The following is a 15,744-nucleotide window of genomic DNA, read 5'->3' as shown; positions in this document are numbered from 1 at the left end:
AGCGTAAGGCTCCGGTCGCCCGTTCGGGGCGCAACGTGACGGGCTAGGCTGTGGCCCCCGAATCTGATTCCCCCGATGGAGTTCCCGTTGGCCGCCGATCGCATCGAGACCGTTGTCAGCCTCTGCAAGCGCAGGGGGTTCGTCTACCCGTGCGGGGAGATCTACGGCGGTACCCGCTCGGCGTGGGACTACGGACCTCTGGGGGTCGAGCTCAAGGACAACATCAAGCGCCAGTGGTGGAACTTCATGGTCCGCGGCCGCGAGGACGTCGTGGGCCTCGACTCGTCGGTGATCTTGCCGCGTGACGTGTGGGTCGCCTCCGGCCACGTCGAGGCGTTCGTCGACCCGCTGATCGAGTGCGAGTCGTGCCACAAGCGGTTCCGCGCGGACACGCTGTCCGAGGAGTACGCCGAGCGCACCGGCAAGGAGGTCGCCGAGGGCGACGTGTCGGACGTGCCGTGCCCCAACTGCGGCGTGCGCGGCAAGTACACCGCGCCGAAGATGTTCAACGGCCTGCTGAAGACGCACCTGGGTCCGGTCGAGACCGAGGAGGGCCTGCACTACCTGCGCCCCGAGACCGCGCAGGGCATTTTCACGAACTTCCTGAACGTGCAGACGACCTCCCGCAAGAAGCCGCCGTTCGGCATCGGCCAGATCGGCAAGTCGTTCCGCAACGAGATCACGCCGGGCAACTTCATCTTCCGCACCCGCGAGTTCGAGCAGATGGAGATGGAGTTCTTCGTCGAGCCGGGCACGGACGAAGAGTGGCACCAGTACTGGATCGACGAGCGCACCCGCTGGTACACGGACCTGGGCATCGCGAAGGAGAACCTGCGGCACTACGAGCACCCGCAGGAGAAGCTCTCGCACTACTCGAAGCGCACCGTCGACATCGAGTACCGCTTCCAGTTCGGCGGCCAGGAGTGGGGTGAGCTCGAGGGCATCGCGAACCGCACCGACTTCGACCTCACCACGCACTCGAACGCCTCCGGCGTCGACCTGTCGTACTTCGACCAGGCCACGAACTCGCGCTACAAGCCGTTCGTCATCGAGCCGGCAGCCGGTGTCGGCCGCCCGATGATGGCGTTCCTGCTCGAGGCGTACGTCGAGGACGAGGCCCCGAACGCCAAGGGCGGCGTGGACAAGCGCGTCGTGCTGAAGCTCGACAGGCGGTTGGCGCCGGTGAAGGTCGCCGTGCTGCCGCTGTCGCGCAACGCGGAGCTGTCGCCCAAGGCCCGCGACCTGGCGACCGCCCTGCGCCGCCACTGGAACGTCGACTTCGACGACGCCGGTGCCATCGGCCGCCGCTACCGCCGCCAGGACGAGATCGGCACGCCGTTCTGCGTGACGGTCGACTTCGACACCCTGACCGACCACGCCGTGACGGTGCGGGAGCGCGACACGATGTCGCAGGAGCGGGTGGCGATGGACCAGCTCGAGTCGTACCTGGCCGCTCGCCTGATCGGCTGCTAGACGCGGTTCTTCCGGCCCGGTCTCCGCCACCGGGCCTTTTTCGCGGAAAAGGCAACAGCTCGCCGCGCTGACGCGTGACGTCTTCGTGCGCGCATGGAGATCGGGCAGGAGCCCGCAGGAGATCAGGCAGCTCGGCGTCGTGCTCGTCGCCGCGGCACCGGGGCTGGCGCTCGCGGTGTTCGTCGCGGGGATGACGTTGCCGCTGTACCCCGGCGTCGGCGCGGTCCTCGCGGCGGTGGGCTGCCTGGCGGTTCTGGGCGTCCTGGGCGTGGGACTGACCATGACGAAGGTGACCGAGGTGGTCACCCACATCAAGCCGCTGCGCGTCTGGGCGATCGTCTGCGGGTCCGGGACCTACACCTCGCTGTCGACGCTCTACACGGACTACCCCGAGGTGAACGGTCTGTTGACCAGCGTGAGTTCGGTCGTCTTCACGGTGGTCGTCGTGGCGTCGACATCGCTGGTCCTGTACGCCGCCCTGGAGGTGGAAGCGAGCGTCAAGGCGTGGGGCACCGTTCCTCCTGAACTGCCGACCTGATCTCGATCACCCGCTCCCGGCGGTGGCAACGACCAGGCCAGGTCCGGCGTGTAGGACGCATGACGGGGGAGAAGCTGAGGGGGCGTGGCCTCGCGGTGGCCGCGGCGGGAGTCTTGCTGGTCGCGTGGGTGATCGTGTTCGCGGCGACCACCGAGGTGGGCAATCCGCCCGTGCTCGTGGCGGCTGCGGTGCCTGCCGGGATGGTTAGCCTGTGCGCGGTGGCGGCGGGGTTGGTGGCCTCGCGGGTCACCGAACACACGGCGCCTCGGGTGCGGCACGTCTTCGTAGTGCTGTCGGGGGCCGCGCTCGCGTTGCTGTACCCGAGTTACTGGCTTTCGTTCAACATCGAGCCGGTGGGCATGCCGGGAGAGTTGTTGCTGGGCGCGGCGCTGGTGTTGCTCGTTCCGCTCTTCGGCGCGTTGGGGCTCGTCGTGGTGATCGGCAAGGGCGTGCACCGGATGGTGATCGAGAAGGACGGGCCGCTGGTGCCGGGCTCCGGCGAAGGCGCGCCGGCTCGCCGGATCCAGGAGCTCGGCACCGTGCTCGTCGTGGTGGGCGCTTTGCTGGCGGTGGCTGTGGTGGCGGTGTCCTCGATGTCGGGGAAGCACCTGCCGTTCTACCTGTTCTCCGGGCTCGCGGTGACGTTCGCGGTGGTGCTGCTCGGGATGTCGCTGACGCGGGTGACCGATGTACACATGGCAAGGCGGAAGAACCTCGGCCCGTACGTCGGGGTCATCAGCGGGCTCACCTTGCCGGTGGCCACGTTCGGTTTCGAGACGGTGACCTCGGTGTTGTTCGGTGTGGTGCTGTTCGGCGCGGTGGTGCTGGTCGTGGTGGCGCTGCTGGTGATGGGCGACTACACGGGTGAATCGCACACGACGTGGCGGGAACGGAGGCGGTGGCGGGTTAGCCGGTGACGCCGAGCTTCGCCAGGAGGGCCTTGGACACGGCGTTGATCGACTGCCTGGCGGTGGTCCAGTTGCCCGTCGGGCTCGTGGTGAGGACGGCGACGGCGTAGCGGTTGTCGAGGACGCCCGCGCTGTGCAGGTAGACGTCGCTGGGCAGGTAGTACATCCAGCCCTGCTTGGCGTAGACGCCGGTGACGCCGAGTAGGCCGAACGCCTGGTCGAAGCCGTCCGCGGCGGTCGGTGGGGCCGAGGACAGCGCGGCGACGATCGTGTCGCGGACCGGTGAGCCGAGGATGTAGCGGTAGAGCCGCACCATGTCGTTCGCGGTGATGACGACCTCTCCCCACTGCGACGGGTCGTCCGGAGCGTGCGTGCCGGTCAGGCCTGCTTCGGCGGCGACGCGGCCGATGGCGTCCATGCCGTCGAACCTCGTCCACAGCACGTCCATGGCCTCGTCGTCGCTGACGCTCAGCGCGCGGTGGATCAGGTCCTGGTCGTCGGCCGACAACGGTTGTTGCACCGCGTCGACGGCGAGGATCAGCTTCGACAGCGACGCCGAGTAGAACGGCTGGTCGCCCTGCTGCGAGATCACCTGACCGGAGTCGAGGTCCATGACGGCGACGCCGACGTCGGACTGGCCGCCCGCCGCAGCGATATCCGATATATCAGCCGCCGATATATCGGATATCGCAGACCGTGCCCCGGTATCCGATATATCAGGGCTGGTATGCGATATATCGGGCGCGGTATCCGATGTATCGGGTGCCGTATCCAATACATCGGGTCCGCGCGATATATCAGCTGAGGGCTTCGCGTGCGCGTGGCACGGCGAGGCGTCCGGGACCACGAAAACGGCCGCCGTGACGAGGATGATCAGGGCCCAGCGCACACCTCCAAGTTCCGCGTCACAGGAGCCTGGTGTCGACCTTTTCCTCCTGAGCGGTTGCTGAAGACTCTTCCCTGACCACCACGTACGCGCCGGCGCCCTGCCGTTCCGACACCGCCTCGACGAGCTCGGTGCCGCGGTAGAGCAGGCCGACGCCGTCGTCGGTGCAGTAGGTCGTCGGCAGCACTCCGGCAGCGACGGCCTTGTGGATCGTCGGGCGGCGCTGCTCCTCGGAGTCGTAGTGGACGCCGTTGCCGTAGGGCAGGAAGCCGAGGCCGTTCGTGACGATCCGGAGGTCACGTCCGAACGAGTCGGTCGCGCCTCCCATGTGCCAGCAGATCGAGCCCGCCGACACGCCGCTGAGCACCACGCCCGCTTCCCACGCCTTGCGGAAGACCTCGCCGAGGCCGTGCACCTGCCACACCGCGAGCAGGTTCGCGACCGAGCCACCGCCGACCCACACGACGTCGTGCGAGAGCACGTAGCTCTCCAGGTCGTCCGTCGGCGGCATGGTGAAGAGGTTCAGCATCGAGACCTCGACGCCCGCGACGCTGCCGGCCTCCGCCATGTAGGCGTTCATGTGCCGCTGGTCGCCTCCCGCGGTGCCGACGTAGCAGAGCCGCGGCCTGCGGCCCTCCACGCCGGAGAGGTCCAGGGCGAAGTGGATCAGCTTGCCGAATTCGAGGAAGGTCCTGCGCCCCTGGCGCAAACCTCCGGAGGTGGCGAGGATCGTGGGCTGCTCAGCAGGCATGATGATGATCCTCGCAGGGGCGTCAACGCGGGGGTGCCAAAGCAGGACCGGCCCGGTCTGGAACCATGCAAAGGGTGCGGACCCCACCCCTCAAACCTCTGGCCAGGATTCGTCGCATCGTGCTGCGCCTGCTCTTCGGCGCGTTGATCATCGGTGCGCTCGTGGTGGGCGGTACGGCGTTCCGGGTGTGGCAGGTCGCGCGGGTCGACGACTGGACCAAGGCCGACATGGCGATCGTCCTCGGCGCCGCGCAGTACAACGGTGTCCCGTCCGACGTGCTCGAAGCCCGGCTCGAGCACGCGCTCGGCCTGTACAAGGAGGGCGTCGTCGGCTACATCGCCACGACCGGTGGCCGCCAGCCCGGCGACAACTTCACCGAGGGCCAGGTCGGCAAGCTGTGGCTGGTCAAGCGCGGCGTTCCGGAGGACCGAGTGCTGCAGGTCGGCGAGGGCGCGGACACCCTGGGCTCGCTGCGCGCCGTCGCCTCGGTCGCCGGGGAACGCGGCCTGAAGACCGCCGTCATCGTCAGCGACCCGTGGCACTCCCTGCGCGCCCGCACGATGGCGGAGGACGCCGGGCTGAAGGCCTGGACGTCACCGACGCGCGTGGGGCCGAACGTGCAGACGCGCGAGACGCAGTGGTTCTACATCAAGCGCGAAACCGGAGCGCTCCTGTACTACCGCTTGATGAAGGCCCACGCCGGAGTGTTCGACGAGCTCAAGCTCCCTAAAATCGGGTGATGGGTTACACCGGCCACGACGCGGAGCGTTTGCTCATCGAGGAACCGAAGAGCGCCGTGCTGCCGGGCGCCCGCACCGACACGCGCACACCGTTCTCCCGCGACCGAGCCCGCGTGCTGCACTCCGCGGCGTTGCGCCGGCTTGCGGGGAAGACGCAGGTCGTCGGCCCCGGTGAGGGGTCGGAGGTCACCGGTGTCCCGCGCACCCGGCTCACCCACTCGCTGGAGGTCGCGCAGATCGGCCGCGGCATCGGCGAGGAACTGGGCTGCGACCCGGACATCGTCGACACCGCCGGTCTCGCGCACGACATCGGTCATCCGCCGTTCGGGCACAACGGCGAGAGGGCGCTCAACGAGCTCGCCGGGCCGTGCGGTGGCTTCGAAGGCAACGCGCAGACGTTCCGAATCCTCGCCCGCCTGGAACCGAAGTCCGCTCACGGGCTCAACCTCACGCGTGCGGTGCTCGACGCGTCGACGAAGTACCCGTGGCCGCGTACGCCCGGCACGGTGAAGTTCGGCGTGTACGACGACGACCTGGAAGTGTTCGAGTGGATGCGTGAGGGCGCACCGGACCGTGAGCGGTGCATCGAGGCGCAGGTGATGGACTGGTCGGACGACGTGGCGTACTCGGTGCACGACGTCGAGGACGGCGTCCTGGCCCACCGCATCAGCCTCGGTGCCCTCGCCCGTCCCGACGAACGTGCGGCCATCGCCTCGCTCGCGGCCAAGACCTTCTCCGACGAGTCCGTCGCCACGCTCGAAGCCACGGCGGAGGAACTGCTGAAGCTGCCCGTGATCGGCTACTGGACCGAGCACGAGTACGACGGCTCGCTCGGCGCCCAGGTCGCGTTGAAGAACCTCACCAGCGAACTGGTCGGCCGGTTCGCCTCGGCGGCAGTCACCGCGACCCGCGAGGTCCACGGCGAAGGCGCCCTCACGAGGTACAACGCCTCGCTGGAGATCCCGCGCCAGGTCGCTGCGGAAGTGGCGCTGCTCAAGGCGATAGCCGTCCGGTACGTGATGAGCGATCCGACCCGTCTCGCCATGCAGGCCGCGCAACGCGAGCTGCTCGCCGACCTCGTCACCCGGCTGATGGAGCGTCCGACGTTGCTCGATCCGGCGTTCCGCCCGCTGTTCGCGGCCGCTTCCTCCTACGCCGCACGGCTTCGCGTCGTCGTCGACCAGGTCGCGCTGCTCACCGACGCGCAGGCCGTGGCCAGGCACCGCGCATCGGCGTAGGTTCGGGAGCGTGACCGACCAGGCCCAGTTCGCTCTGACCGTGCACCGCGTCGCCGTGCCGGATCCGTCGTCCAACGCCTGCTGGTCGCCGTTCTCGGTGGCGAGCGCGCTCGCTCTAGCGCAGGAGGCCGCCCGTGGCGAGACCCGTGCCGAGCTCGACCGGCTGCTGGCGGGCTTCGACCCGTCGGACGCCCTCGACGTGCCCGAACTGGCCGTCGCGAACACGCTGTGGGCCGACGACGACCTGACCCTGAACCCGGACTTCTCGCTCGCGAAGTCGGTGCGGCGCACGGCGTTCTCCGACCCCACGACGGTCCGCAAGCTCGTCAACACCGACGTCGCCGAGACGACCCGCGGCCTGATCCCCGAGCTGCTGACGAGCCCGCCGCCCCCGGACGCCGCGGCGATCATCGTCAACGCCCTGTACCTCAAGGTGGGCTGGCTGAACCCGTTCGCCGCCTGGGAGACCGCGCCCAGGCCGTTCCACGCGCCCGGCGGTGACGTGGACGTGCCGACGATGAAGGTGACCGAGAAGTTCCGCTACGCCCGCCACGACGGCTGGCAGACGGTCGTGCTGCCCGCGGCCTCCGGCGTGGAGGCCGTGATCCTGCTGCCGGACACGTCACTGGACCAGCCGCTCGACCCGTCGGTGTTCGAGGCGACCGGCCGGACCAACCTCGAGCTCTCCCTGCCCAAAGTGGACATCCGGGAGAAGTTCCAGCTGAAGAGCGTGCTGGAACGGCTGGGAGCGCGGCGCATGTTCGCGCGCGACGCCGACTTCAGCGGGCTCTCGCCCGACGAGCGGCTGTTCGTCGACGACGTGCTCCACGAGGCCGTGCTGCGGCTGGACGAGGAAGGCCTGGAGGGCGCGGCCGCCACCGCCGTCACGTTCCGCACCGTGTCGATCGAGATCCCGACCGAGCCGATCGTGGTGAACGTCGACAGGCCGTTCCTGCTCGCCGTCCGGCACGCCCGCTCGAAGGCGGTCTACTTCCTCGCTCAGGTCGCCCGTCCGTGAGCGATTTCCGGGACTGTTCGCCCTGATGGGCGAGCGTTTCGCGCGGCGCGATCATGATCATGCCTTTACCGTTCCAGTCATGACCCAGCACGGTGCCGGCGAGCAGCTCGTCGTGCTCGCCGCGGCCGGCGCCACGCAGATCACGTGCTTCAGCGGCGTCACCGTTCCCGTCCTGCTCAGGACGGAGTGCTACGCGAAGGCGCTGGCAGGCGCGCTGGGCCTCACCCCGGCACCGGAGCTGCAACCTGACGGCGTGCTGCCGCGGTGCGTGTTCTTCATCCACGAGTACGCGCTGCGCACCGTGGTGGGGAACGACCGGCTGATGGAGGACCAGGTCCTGCACCTGCTGTTCCACGCGCCGTCGATCAGGATCGTGCCGGCCAGCTCCGGCGCCGCGGGGGCGGTCGGGCTGGACTACGCGCTGATCCAGTACGAGCACGAGCCGCCGCTCGTCTACCTCGCGAACTGGGTGCTCGCCAGCGACGCGGCCACCGTCGAACGGGCCGTGCTGATCTTCCGGCGGATGCACGCCATCGCGCTCGACAACGAGCGGTCGCGCGACCTGCTGATGGACTACGTGGCCGTGTACGACCGTTAGTTGGGGGTGTTGCGGCGCAGGAAGAGCCGCATGCCGTCCTCGCCGGGCAGCGCGCACAGCAGCAGGCGGACGTTCTGGTGACGCACCGGCACCGCACACGAGTCGCCCGCCAGCAGTGTTCCCGCCAGCAGGCCGGCCGACTCGTGATCGATGTCCAGCACGAAGTCGTTGCTCATGCCAGGACCCTATGAGGTGCCAGGCTCGCAACCCAGTCACCCAAAGGTGTCACGTTCGCTGTCACGTTCGCTGTCACGTTCTTCAGGGCTGCCTCGTCCACAGGGCATGACGAGGATCAAGGGAGTCACCAAGAAGAACGCGGGCCTGCTCACCAAGGCCCTGTACTGGTTCGCGCGGCGCGAGTTCGGGGCCGTGCCCGAACCGGTCACGGTCATGGCGCACCATCCGAAGCTGCTGATCGCGAGCGGCCGGCACGAACTGGCGATCAAGAAGGCGGTCCACGGGCCGTTGTTCGAGCTCTGCGTCTACCGCACGGCCGTGAAGCTCGGCTGCTCGTGGTGCGTCGACTTCGGCGCGATGCTGATGAAGCACGGTGGCCTGGACATCGAACGGTTGAAGCACATCGACTCGTACGCCACCTCACCGCTCTTCACCGACATCGAACGCAAGGCGCTGGCGTACGCCGACGCGATGACCGACACACCCGTCAGCGTCACCGACGAGCAGGTCGCCGAGCTGGAGAAGCTGCTGGGACGCAAGGAACTCGTCGCGCTGACGTACCAGATCGCGCTGGAGAACCAGCGGGCGCGGTTCAACAGCGCGTTCGGCATCAAGGACCAGGGATTCACCAGCGGCGACGCGTGCCGCGTCCCGGCACACTAGAGGTGTGGAGAAGATCACCCTGACGGGTGCCCAGGAGACCATGCTCGCCACGCTGTACGGCCGGGCGCTGGACAGCGGGCGAGCCACCTCGGTGCTGCACGACGACGAGGCGAAGCGCGCGGTCGACCGCATCGACTACGACTTCACCAAGACCGGCATGAACACGACGAGCGCGGTTGGTGTGGCGATCCGCGCCAAGGTGCTCGACGACTGGACTCGTGAGTTCATCCAGCGCAACCCGACGTGCACGGTGCTGCATCTCGCGTGTGGCCTGGACACGCGCGCGCATCGCATCGAACGGCCGGACACCGTGCGCTGGATCGACGTCGACATGCCGGACGTGGTCGCGTTGCGGCACAAGCTGTTGCCGGAGCCGTCCGGCGACTACCGGCTAGTGGCGTCGTCGGTCACGGAGGACGCGTGGCTGGCCGACGTGCCCGCGGATCGTCCGGCGGTGGCGGTGTTCGAGGGCCTCTCGATGTACCTCACGCGCGAGGAGGGCCACGCGTTGATCCGCAGGATCACCAGCAGGTTCGCCAGTGGTGAGCTGCTGTTCGACGTCTACGGCTCGTGGGGGATCAAGCTGCAGAAGCTCGTTCCCGCCGTGCGCAACGCCGGTGCGACGCTGCACTGGGGTGTCGACGACCCGCGCGAGGTCGAGGCGCTGCACCCCGGACTGACCACTGTGGACGCCTGGCGCAGCGTGGACCTGCCGCACCTGGACGCGTTGCCCAGGTCCGGCAGGATCCAGATGAAGGTCGTCAGCGCGATCCCGAAGCTCAGGGACGTCGGGAAGCTGCTGCGGTTGCGGTGGTGACCGGCTCTCGGCCTGCGCGGTCCAGATCAAAAGTCCACGTGGCCGAGCTTGTCGGGGTTGGCGATGTCGTAGACCGCGAGGATCTTCCCGTCGTGCACGGTGAACGTCGTCACGCGCGGGGTCATCCCGCCTTGCGCCGGGATGACGACGCCGAGGTCGCCGTTGACCTGCACGGGTCGCACCTGCGGGAACTCGTCCTCGAAGCCGTACTTGCGGAGGAGTCCGAAGAAGAAGCGGGCGATCTTCTCCGCGCCGGTGATCGTGTTGACCGCCGTGCGGACCTTGCCGCCGCCGTCGCCGACCATGATCGCGTCCGGGTGCAGCAGGCCGAGCACCGCGCCGATGTCGCCGCCCGCCATGGCCTGGAGGAACTTCTCCAGCACCTCCTGCTGCTCGGCGAGCGCCGCGCGGGGCGGTGGTTCGGCGCCCGCGACGGCCTTGCGGGCGCGGGAGGCGTGCTGGCGCGCTGAGGCCTCCGAGACGCCGAGCGTGTCCGCGATCTCGTTGAACGGCAACGAGAACGCGTCGTGCAGCACGAACGCGACGCGTTGCTCGGGCGTGAGCCGGTCCAGCAGGACCAGGGCCGCCATGCGCACGCCGTCGGACCGCACCACCGACGCCAGCGGGTCGTCGGCCTCGTCGGTGGTCAGCAGCGGTTCCGGCAGCCACGAGCCCACGTAGGTCTCCCTGCGCACGGCGGCGGACCGCAGCCGGTCCAGGCAGATGCGGCTCACCACGGTCGTGAGCCAGCCGCGGACGTCCCTGACGCCCTCGGCCGTCGAGAACCGCAGCCAGGCCTCCTGCACGGCGTCCTCGGCGTCGGCGACGCTGCCGGTCAGCCGGTACGCCACGCCGATGAGGTGGGCTCGGTGGAGTGCGAAGTCGTCGGCCGCGGTCACGATTGGCAGTTTGCCAGGGGATTAGACTCGGGGACGTGGCAGGACGCATCAGGGAGAGCGACATCGCATTGGTGCGTGAGCGCAGCCGCATCGATGAGGTCGTCGGCGACCACGTTTCGCTGAAGAGAGCCGGCGGAGGCGCACTCAAGGGGTTGTGCCCCTTCCACGACGAGAAGACGCCCTCGTTCAACGTGCGCCCGTCACACGGCACGTTCCACTGCTTCGGCTGTGGCGAGGGCGGCGACGTGATCGCCTTCGTGATGAAGGTCGAGCACCTGTCGTTCGTGGAGGCCGTCGAGCGGCTCGCGGACCGGGCGGGCATCCAGCTCACCTACGAGGGCGGCGGCGTCACGATCCAGCGCGATCGGGGCACGCGCAGCAGGCTCATCGAGGCGCACAAGCAGGCCGCCGAGTACTACGCCGAGCAGCTCGCCTCACCGGAGGCGCAGGCGGCGCGCGAGTTCCTGGCCCAGCGCGGGTTCGACGAGGCCGCGGCACGCCAGTTCGGCTGCGGTTTCGCGCCCGGTGGCTGGGACAAGCTCACCAAGCACCTGCTGGGTCGCGGCTTCGAACTGCAGGAGCTGATCAAGGCGCAGCTCACCAAGGAGGGCCGTCAGGGGCCGATCGACAGGTTCCACCGGCGGTTGCTGTGGCCGATCAAGGACATCGGCGGCGAGGTCGTCGGGTTCGGTGCGCGGCGGATCTTCGACGACGACCCGATCCAGGCGAAGTACCTCAACACCAGCGAGTCGATGATCTACAAGAAGTCGCAGGTGCTGTTCGGGCTCGACCAGGCCAAGCGGGAGATCGCGAAGCGCAAGCAGGCCGTCATCGTCGAGGGCTACACCGACGTGATGGCGATGCACCTGGCCGGTGTGCCGACGGCGGTCGCGTCGTGCGGCACGGCGTTCGGCACCGAGCACATGAACGTGCTGCGCAGGCTGCTGATCGACGACGACGTGAACGGCGAGGTCATCTTCACCTTCGACGGCGACGAGGCGGGGCAGAAGGCCGCGCTGAAGGCGTTCGAGGGGGAGCAGCAGTTCTCCGCGCAGACCTACATCGCGGTGGCACCGGACGGCATGGACCCGTGCGAGCTGCGCCAGGCCAAGGGCGACGTCGCGGTGCGCGACCTGGTGGCGCGGCGCACGCCGTTGATCGAGTTCGCGATCAAGGCGCAGCTCAAGGCGTACGACCTCGACTCCGTGGACGGGCGCGTCGAGGCGTTGAAGAAGATGGTGCCGTTCGTCGCGCAGATCAAGGACCGCGCCAAGCGGGACGGGTACGCCACGCGGCTCGCCTGGTGGGTGGGCTGGGACGACGAGGCCATGGTCGTGCGGCGGGTGCGGCAGGTCGCCGGCGGCAAGACGCCGGTCGTGGCCGCTCAGCGCGTCGACCCGAACCAGATGGCTCTGGGGGTGGAGGTCGACGGACCGCCGCGGCCCAACCCGCGCGACCCGCGGCTGATCCCTGAGCGCGAGGTGCTCAAGGTCGCGCTGCGGCTGCCGGAGTACGCCGGTCCGCTCTACGACTCGCTGCCGGACGAGGCGTTCACCGAGCCCGCCTACGTGGCGCTGCACCGGGCGATCCGCGAGGCCGGTGGTGCCTCCTCCGGGCTCGCGGGCACGGCGTACCTGGACGCGATCTCGCAGGCGTGCTCGCACGCGTCGGTGCGGTCGGTGCTGACCGAGCTCGCGGTGGAACCGTTGGCCGTCAAGCAGAACGACGAGTTCCGCTACGTGTCGATGGTGATCGCGCGGCTGCAGGAGGTGCAGGTCGGCAGGCAGGTCGAGGACGTGAAGTCGCGGCTGCGGCGGCTGTCCCCGATCAAGGACGCCGACGAGTACCGGGCGCTGTGGGGCGACCTGGTGGCGCTGGAGGAGTACCGCAAGGCGCTCCTGCAGCAGAGCGCTGGAGTGCTGTAGTGGGGCTGTTCCGCCGGTTGTTCGGCTCCGGTGCGCCGGACGGGTTCACCGGGTCGTTGGAGCCGGACGAGACCGTGATCGCTTCGACGCCGGTGCAGGACGGGCATCTCGTCGTGACGTCGCTCGGGCTGTGGGTGCCGGGGCCGCGGCGGATCGGCTGGCACCTGATCAGCAAGGTGAAGTGGGAGGGCGCGCTGCGGGTCGTCGAGGCGCAGGAGGCCGGGCTGGAAGGTCCGGTCGTGCTGCTCGAAGACCTTCCGGCGCAACGGTTCGCGGTGCAGGACCCCGGCCGGGTGCTGCGGGCGATCAGTCAGCGCGTCGAGGGCTCGATCCGGCACCGGGAGCGCGTCGAGTCGCCCGGCGTGTGGATCCTGCAGCGCAAGATCCCCGGCCGGGACGGCGTCGTGTGGCAGGCGCGCGGGGACGCCGGGGTGGATCTGGCCGACGTGCGCGTCGCGGTGGCGGCGTTCGCCGCCAGGCTTGCGGGCTAGCAGTACGCGTGTACTGTTAGCCGTATGTGGGATCCGGCGCAGTACTTGGCCTTCGCCGATCACCGGGCGCGGCCGTTCTACGAACTCGTGGCGCGCGTGGGGGCTTCCGAGCCTCGTCGCGTGGTGGATGCGGGCTGTGGGCCCGGAAATCTGACCGCGTCGTTGTCCTCGCGGTGGCCGTCCGCCGCCATCGAGGCGTTCGACTCGTCGTCCGAGATGGTCGAGGCCGCTCGCGCCGCGGGTGTGGACGCTCGCGTGGACGACGTGACGACCTGGGAACCGTTGCCGGACACCGATGTCGTGGTGTCCAACGCGGTCCTGCAGTGGGTTCCGTCGCATCCCTCGATCGTGTCGAAGTGGGCTGGGGCGCTGCCCGCCGGCGCGTGGCTCGCCTTCCAGGTGCCCGGCAACTACGCCGACGCGTCCCACCGGCTGATCCGCGAGGTCGCCGGACCGTCGCTGGCGCACGTCTTCCGCTCGGAGAAACCCGTTCTGGAGCCCGTGGAGTACGCCGAACTGCTGGCCGGCTGCTCCTCTGTGGACGCCTGGGAAACCACGTACGTGCAGCGGCTGTCCGGCCCCGATCCCGTGCTCGAATGGGTGACCGGCACGGCGTTGCGGCCGGTGCGCGCGGCACTGTCCTCATCGGACTGGGAGGCCTACGTCGCGGAACTGGCGCCGCGGCTGCGCGAGGCGTACCCGGAGCGAGCCGACGGCACGACGTGGTTCCCGTTCAGGCGGATCTTCGTGGTGGCGCAGGTGTGAAGATCGTCACGCCCGAGGCGTCCCCGAGGGGGTCACGGGCCGTCCGTTGGCCTCGTCGTGGTGCCGCCACGGGGCCTTCTCGGCGGCCTTCTCCGCAGCGTCCGCGGCGAGGTCTTTTGCCTGGTGGGCGGCCTCGAACGCCTTGTCCTTGGCCTGGCTCGCCGTCCGGCGCACCGTGGGGTTCTCAATGAAGCGGTGCCACAGGCGCACGATCTGGTCGTAGCGCTCCCGTCCGGCCTTCGCGCCGAGCACGTAGCCGATCGCCGCACCGACCAAGATGCCCTTCATGCGGGTCTCCTCTCACATCGTGCCTGGTCAGGGCCCATTTTGCCGCAAAGTGGGGGGTGGTTGCAGAACCCGTTTTGAGGCTCATGTAGAGTTACCCACTGTCAGGAGGAACCAAGCCTGACAGGCAAGACCACAACAGAACATTCCCCCATAGCTCAATTGGCAGAGCATGCGACTGTTAATCGCAGGGTTACTGGTTCGAGTCCAGTTGGGGGAGCTTCCAAGACCCTAGTCATCCGACTGGGGTCTTTTGGTTTCGGGGGGTCGTGCGTGACTTTGGGTGCATGCCGCGCTTCGCGAACCTCCACCGCATCTCGTCGCTCGACCCGGTAGCCGACCACGAGGAGATCATGAGGATCTCCGCGGGCCTGGAGTTCCCGTGGGACTACCAGAAGTCGTTGGAGCTGGCGCTGTTCCGCACGTACTGCGTGCCGACGATCTCGGGCCTGCTGGAGCGCACCGGCGAGTTCGAACGCCGCCCGCAGAAGCGCTACGACGACACGGCAGTGCTCATGGCGGAGCTCGTCGAACACGGCTACGACTCCCCGCGCGGACGTGAGGCGCTGCGCGTCGTCAACCGCCAGCACGGCCGCTATGACATCTCCAACGACGACATGCTGTACGTGCTGTCGACGTTCATCTACGACCCGATCGACTGGCTCGCGCAGTACGGCTGGAGGCCGCTGACGCGCAACGAGCAGCTGGCGGCGTTCCACTTCTACCGCGCGGTCGGCGCCCGCATGGGAATCCGCGACATCCCGTCGGACTTCGACGAGTTCCGGGCCTTCAAAGCGGCCTACGAACAGCAGCACTTCGTGTTCGCGCCGTCGAACCGCCGCATCGGCCAGTACACGCTCGACCTGTTCTGCTCGTGGTACCCGCCGGTGCTGAAGCCGGTGGTCTCCCGGGCGGTGGTGGCGATGCTGGATCCGTTGATGGTGCGCGCGTTCGGCTTCGACGCCCCGCTGGGCTGGGTCGGCGTTCTGGGGCGCCTGGCGTTGCGCCTGCGGGCTCGCGTGGTGCGCTGGATGCCCGTGCGACGAGCCCTGAAGCTCACCAGCACGCCCAACCGCACGTACCCCGGCTATCCCGCCGGCTACCGGCCGTCGGACCTCGGCGCGATCTCCAGCACCGCGCGCTGACCGTTGAGCGTGAACCCCATGGCCCTGAGGAACTCGTTGCCGGGCTTGAAGTCCGCGAGGCTCACGTGCACGTGCGTGATCTCGGGGTAGCGCTCGGTGAGCGCCTTGGCCATCTCCCGGCCGATGCCCCACCGCCGCAGATCCTTCGGCACGAGGAAGAAACCAACGCTGGCGTGCCCCGGCGCCGGGTGGTCCAGCACGAGGTCGACGAACCCGATCATGCCCTGAGCCTCGGCGACCAGCAGCTGCTTCTGCTCGAACCGCGCCCCCTCCGGCAACGCGTAGAAGAGACTCTGCACGTCGCCGGGCCCGGACGGGTGACCAGTGGCAGCCTGGAACCAGTCGTCGCAGTCGGCGAACAGCCGCAGCACCTCGGGCTCGTCCGCCGGGGTGAAGTCGCGGAGGGTCAAACGCACGCGTGCAGCCT

19 protein-coding genes and 1 tRNA gene are annotated in these 15,744 nt (G+C 68.9%); 14 read left to right on the top strand and 6 right to left on the bottom strand.

The features are described 5' to 3' along the window. Positions 1-87: 87 nt before the first annotated feature. The 3 genes from IEZ09_RS27000 (at position 88) to IEZ09_RS26990 (ending at position 2,928) form a co-directional block, all read left to right on the top strand. A complete protein-coding gene (locus IEZ09_RS27000) occupies positions 88-1,473 on the top strand; it encodes a glycine--tRNA ligase (protein WP_204767370.1) in 1,386 nt (461 codons plus the stop codon). Positions 1,474-1,558: 85 nt separating this feature from the next. After that, complete coding sequence (locus tag IEZ09_RS26995; protein WP_189256569.1) at positions 1,559-2,011, top strand: hypothetical protein; 453 nt, start codon at positions 1,559-1,561, stop codon at positions 2,009-2,011. Positions 2,012-2,070: 59 nt separating this feature from the next. Then, positions 2,071-2,928: a hypothetical protein gene (locus tag IEZ09_RS26990; RefSeq protein ID WP_189256568.1), complete on the top strand. Its 858-nt coding sequence runs from the start codon at positions 2,071-2,073 to the stop codon at positions 2,926-2,928. On the opposite strand, the gene IEZ09_RS26985 is transcribed toward IEZ09_RS26990, so the two are convergent. Both IEZ09_RS26985 and IEZ09_RS26980 read right to left on the bottom strand, forming a co-directional pair. Next, the gene (locus IEZ09_RS26985) at positions 2,918-3,808 is read right to left on the bottom strand and encodes a serine hydrolase (RefSeq protein ID WP_189256567.1); all 891 of its coding nucleotides are present in this window, start codon (positions 3,806-3,808) and stop codon (positions 2,918-2,920) included. The two genes, IEZ09_RS26990 and IEZ09_RS26985, sit on opposite strands and share 11 nt — an antisense overlap. A gap of 16 nt (positions 3,809-3,824) precedes the next feature. Next, positions 3,825-4,556, bottom strand: a complete 732-nt coding sequence (locus tag IEZ09_RS26980; RefSeq protein WP_189256566.1) for a Type 1 glutamine amidotransferase-like domain-containing protein — start codon at positions 4,554-4,556, stop codon at positions 3,825-3,827. A 74-nt stretch (positions 4,557-4,630) separates the two neighbouring features. Between IEZ09_RS26980 and IEZ09_RS26975 the strand changes: the two genes are divergently transcribed. From IEZ09_RS26975 to IEZ09_RS26960, 4 genes are all read left to right on the top strand, one after another. Beyond that, positions 4,631-5,296, top strand: a complete 666-nt coding sequence (locus IEZ09_RS26975; RefSeq protein ID WP_229812995.1) for a YdcF family protein — start codon at positions 4,631-4,633, stop codon at positions 5,294-5,296. Beyond that, positions 5,296-6,534, top strand: a complete 1,239-nt coding sequence (locus tag IEZ09_RS26970; RefSeq protein WP_189256564.1) for a deoxyguanosinetriphosphate triphosphohydrolase — start codon at positions 5,296-5,298, stop codon at positions 6,532-6,534. Before IEZ09_RS26975 ends, IEZ09_RS26970 begins: the two co-directional genes overlap by 1 nt. 10 nt (positions 6,535-6,544) lie before the next feature. Next, positions 6,545-7,552 carry a serpin family protein gene (locus IEZ09_RS26965; protein ID WP_189256563.1) on the top strand — a complete coding sequence of 336 codons (1,008 nt, stop codon included), beginning with the start codon at positions 6,545-6,547 and terminating at the stop codon, positions 7,550-7,552. Between the two features lie 79 nt (positions 7,553-7,631). Further along, positions 7,632-8,150, top strand: coding sequence for a Scr1 family TA system antitoxin-like transcriptional regulator (locus IEZ09_RS26960; protein ID WP_189256562.1), 519 nt, complete (start codon positions 7,632-7,634; stop codon positions 8,148-8,150). On the opposite strand, the gene IEZ09_RS26955 is transcribed toward IEZ09_RS26960, so the two are convergent. After that, positions 8,147-8,326: a hypothetical protein gene (locus IEZ09_RS26955; protein ID WP_030472123.1), complete on the bottom strand. Its 180-nt coding sequence runs from the start codon at positions 8,324-8,326 to the stop codon at positions 8,147-8,149. The genes IEZ09_RS26960 and IEZ09_RS26955 overlap by 4 nt on opposite strands. Positions 8,327-8,432: 106 nt before the next feature. Here IEZ09_RS26955 and IEZ09_RS26950 point away from each other — a divergent pair, with 106 nt between their 5' ends. Together IEZ09_RS26950 and IEZ09_RS26945 are read left to right on the top strand one after the other, a co-directional pair. Further along, the gene (locus IEZ09_RS26950) at positions 8,433-8,990 is read left to right on the top strand and encodes a carboxymuconolactone decarboxylase family protein (protein WP_189256561.1); all 558 of its coding nucleotides are present in this window, start codon (positions 8,433-8,435) and stop codon (positions 8,988-8,990) included. Between the two features lie 4 nt (positions 8,991-8,994). Then, positions 8,995-9,807, top strand: a complete 813-nt coding sequence (locus tag IEZ09_RS26945) for a class I SAM-dependent methyltransferase (RefSeq protein WP_229812994.1) — start codon at positions 8,995-8,997, stop codon at positions 9,805-9,807. A 26-nt stretch (positions 9,808-9,833) separates the two neighbouring features. Here IEZ09_RS26945 and IEZ09_RS26940 read toward each other — a convergent pair whose 3' ends face one another. Continuing rightward, positions 9,834-10,715, bottom strand: a complete 882-nt coding sequence (locus IEZ09_RS26940) for a sigma-70 family RNA polymerase sigma factor (RefSeq protein WP_189256641.1) — start codon at positions 10,713-10,715, stop codon at positions 9,834-9,836. A 26-nt stretch (positions 10,716-10,741) separates the two neighbouring features. Here IEZ09_RS26940 and dnaG point away from each other — a divergent pair, with 26 nt between their 5' ends. Genes dnaG through IEZ09_RS26925 form a run of 3 tightly spaced genes read left to right on the top strand, consistent with a single transcriptional unit; the run spans position 10,742 to position 13,887 of the window. After that, a complete protein-coding gene (gene dnaG / locus IEZ09_RS26935; RefSeq protein ID WP_189256560.1) occupies positions 10,742-12,631 on the top strand; it encodes a DNA primase in 1,890 nt (629 codons plus the stop codon). Continuing rightward, positions 12,631-13,122, top strand: coding sequence for a hypothetical protein (locus IEZ09_RS26930; protein ID WP_189256559.1), 492 nt, complete (start codon positions 12,631-12,633; stop codon positions 13,120-13,122). Before dnaG ends, IEZ09_RS26930 begins: the two co-directional genes overlap by 1 nt. Positions 13,123-13,146: 24 nt before the next feature. After that, complete coding sequence (locus IEZ09_RS26925; RefSeq protein ID WP_189256558.1) at positions 13,147-13,887, top strand: trans-aconitate 2-methyltransferase; 741 nt, start codon at positions 13,147-13,149, stop codon at positions 13,885-13,887. A gap of 6 nt (positions 13,888-13,893) precedes the next feature. Here the strand turns inward: IEZ09_RS26925 and IEZ09_RS26920 are convergent, their stop codons facing one another. Next, positions 13,894-14,175, bottom strand: a complete 282-nt coding sequence (locus tag IEZ09_RS26920) for a YtxH domain-containing protein (RefSeq protein ID WP_189256557.1) — start codon at positions 14,173-14,175, stop codon at positions 13,894-13,896. A 144-nt stretch (positions 14,176-14,319) separates the two neighbouring features. On the opposite strand from IEZ09_RS26920, the gene IEZ09_RS26915 reads away from it, so the two are divergent. Further along, a tRNA-Asn gene (locus tag IEZ09_RS26915) sits at positions 14,320-14,392 on the top strand. Positions 14,393-14,459: 67 nt separating this feature from the next. Then, positions 14,460-15,317 carry an oxygenase MpaB family protein gene (locus IEZ09_RS26910; RefSeq protein WP_189256556.1) on the top strand — a complete coding sequence of 286 codons (858 nt, stop codon included), beginning with the start codon at positions 14,460-14,462 and terminating at the stop codon, positions 15,315-15,317. Here IEZ09_RS26910 and IEZ09_RS26905 read toward each other — a convergent pair. After that, positions 15,272-15,733 (bottom strand): GNAT family N-acetyltransferase, encoded by a 462-nt coding sequence (locus tag IEZ09_RS26905; protein WP_189256555.1) that lies wholly within the window; start codon positions 15,731-15,733, stop codon positions 15,272-15,274. The genes IEZ09_RS26910 and IEZ09_RS26905 overlap by 46 nt on opposite strands. Between the last annotated feature and the right edge of the window lie 11 nt (positions 15,734-15,744).

Source organism: Lentzea flava, assembly GCF_014648475.1.
Taxonomy (GTDB): Bacteria; Actinomycetota; Actinomycetes; order Mycobacteriales; family Pseudonocardiaceae; genus Lentzea; species Lentzea flava.
The sequence above is the reverse complement of the archived record's forward strand: the minus strand, read 5'-3'. Positions and strand labels throughout refer to the sequence as shown.